We start from the raw sequence: 2,042 nt of genomic DNA, 5'->3' as shown, positions 1-2,042 counted from the left end.
ATTTGATTGAATGCTATCACGATCCTAATCGTAATTACTGGCAAATACAAACTGATACACTTGCAAGGGCAGTGCAATTCGCCCAATACTACAGAAGTGCTTTCTGTGTAGTACAGGAAGTCACCACCACTAGTGATGAGATTAGCTCAATCCTGCTGAAAATCTGGGATGCTGCTGTTACCAAATATGGAGATGGCATCACCACTAGAGACGCTTATCGCAATATCAAGGCGATTCAGTATCGGGCCAAGGAAGCTTTTAGGAATGTCAGTGCATATACCGCAGAGTTGTTTGGCAAACTGGAGCGACTGGGTAAGGGCACAGTCGTTCGACTTGGCAGGCAGATTAAGTTTATCGCCAAGGTCTCACTTAATGACAGCTCACCACCAACACCAGGGGGAGCGGAGGAGAAAGATTTTATACAAGAGTTTTCCCATTCCCCTTCATCTCCCTCAACTGACTTCGGTGACGGTGACAGAGTGACAATACTTGAAACACAGTCAATCCAAGCATTTGATGTGTCACCGACAATGGAACTGTCACCAGTGACAGTTGGTTATGAAAGTCAGGATGATGGTGATAACCTCAGTAGTGATTTCGTAGCTGTTGAAACAATACCTGTACTGCAATCCGACATGGTTCCAGAAATAGAGGTGGAGTTAGGGACTTCACCAATAAACCACCAAGTTGATAATCACCACGATGAAAGTCTAGTGGCGGCGGAGGTAAAGACTGTCTTAGAAGAATCCTTATATATAGATGCGATACCAAAAGCAACGTCAGAGACGAACGCACTCGCACCAACGACACCAGAGATAACCAAAGGTGCAAGGGTGCGAGTGTATTGCCCAGGTAGCAAAAGGCATGAAAAACAAGGGGTTATAGCCAGGTTTTGTTTTGACAAAGGAATCAAATGGGCCGTAGTCATCTTGGAGGGGATCGAGGACAGGCTCAAGCAACTTCTGTGCCCGATTCCTGGGAGTCCTTTAATGCGACTGGAGTTGATTTAGTTGCGTTAGTCGCTCTTGGTGAAGCTACCGCCACTAACAAGAGTGCGATCGCTATCAAACCTTCATCGCACAGGATTGCTCATTCGTGAATTGTCCGCAAACACAACAATACGCAGTCACGCTTTTAATGCTATGACTACTCAGCAGATAGAGCGATCGCGGCTAAAGCCATTTTTACTAGGGAATATAGAAGTAATCCCTAGTAAAGAGTCTTCAGAATCGCACATATCCCCTAGTAATTTCAGCCCTAGTAAAACTCGCCGCTCCAAGGGTGAGGGCAATGGCTCTATTTATTGGCGTACCATTACTAGAAACGGTAAGGAGTACCCGCAGGCTTATTATCACTGGCAGGAAAACGGGCATAAAAGAACAAAGTACATCCCTAAAAAATTACTAGGGGATATTCAGAAAGCAGAAGAACAAAAGCGTCCAGTTAGAGAGATTCTGCAACTATTAGGTGTTGCGATATGCCCTAGTAAATTACTAGGGGATGATGGGATAAGCCCTAGTAAAGAAGCATTAGAGATAGACCCTAGTAATGAAATATCCCCTAGTAAAATGCGACGACACAAAGGGGAGGGTAGCGGCTCTATCCACTGGCGCTATTACTAAGGGAGGCAAGGATTACCCGCAGGCTTATTATCACTATGAGATTTGGAGCAAAGGCGATCGCCTGGTGAAGTCCTCAAAATACATCCCCAAGCGGTTACTTACTCAGGTGCAGCAGATGGAGCAAGAAAAAGCACCAGTGCGGGAAATTTTAGAGGTGTTGGGGATAGTTGAATGAGGAGCGATCGCTCCTCAGAATTTACCAGCCGTGTTGAGTGGGCAATTTAACCAAGATAAGGATATTGTAGCGGTTGAATTTTCAATAATTCTGCCCAATATTTTATAGCGTTATGTTTAGTGGTTTCTGTGTCACGCGATTTATGAACTCTGCCTATCTCCATGAGAAAATATGTCATCCTTTCCATTTGCATTTTTATTTTCGGGAATTTTTAAGTAATTCTACTAAATCTTTAAGAGAAATTC

General features: G+C 44.2%; 2 protein-coding genes. Both read left to right on the top strand.

Features of this window, described 5'->3' with window-relative positions; translation table 11 throughout:
• The coding region (locus AC5JMF_RS02385) for a hypothetical protein (protein ID WP_495794124.1) at positions 1-1,010 on the top strand (1,010 nt) is incomplete at its 5' end.
• Positions 1,011-1,142: 132 nt separating this feature from the next.
• Entirely contained in the window at positions 1,143-1,622 is a 480-nt protein-coding gene (locus AC5JMF_RS02380; protein WP_495794123.1) for a hypothetical protein, read from the top strand.
• The last annotated feature ends 420 nt before the right edge of the window (positions 1,623-2,042 follow it).

Source organism: Desmonostoc vinosum (assembly GCF_059505385.1).
The sequence above is the reverse complement of the archived record's forward strand: the minus strand, read 5'-3'. Positions and strand labels throughout refer to the sequence as shown.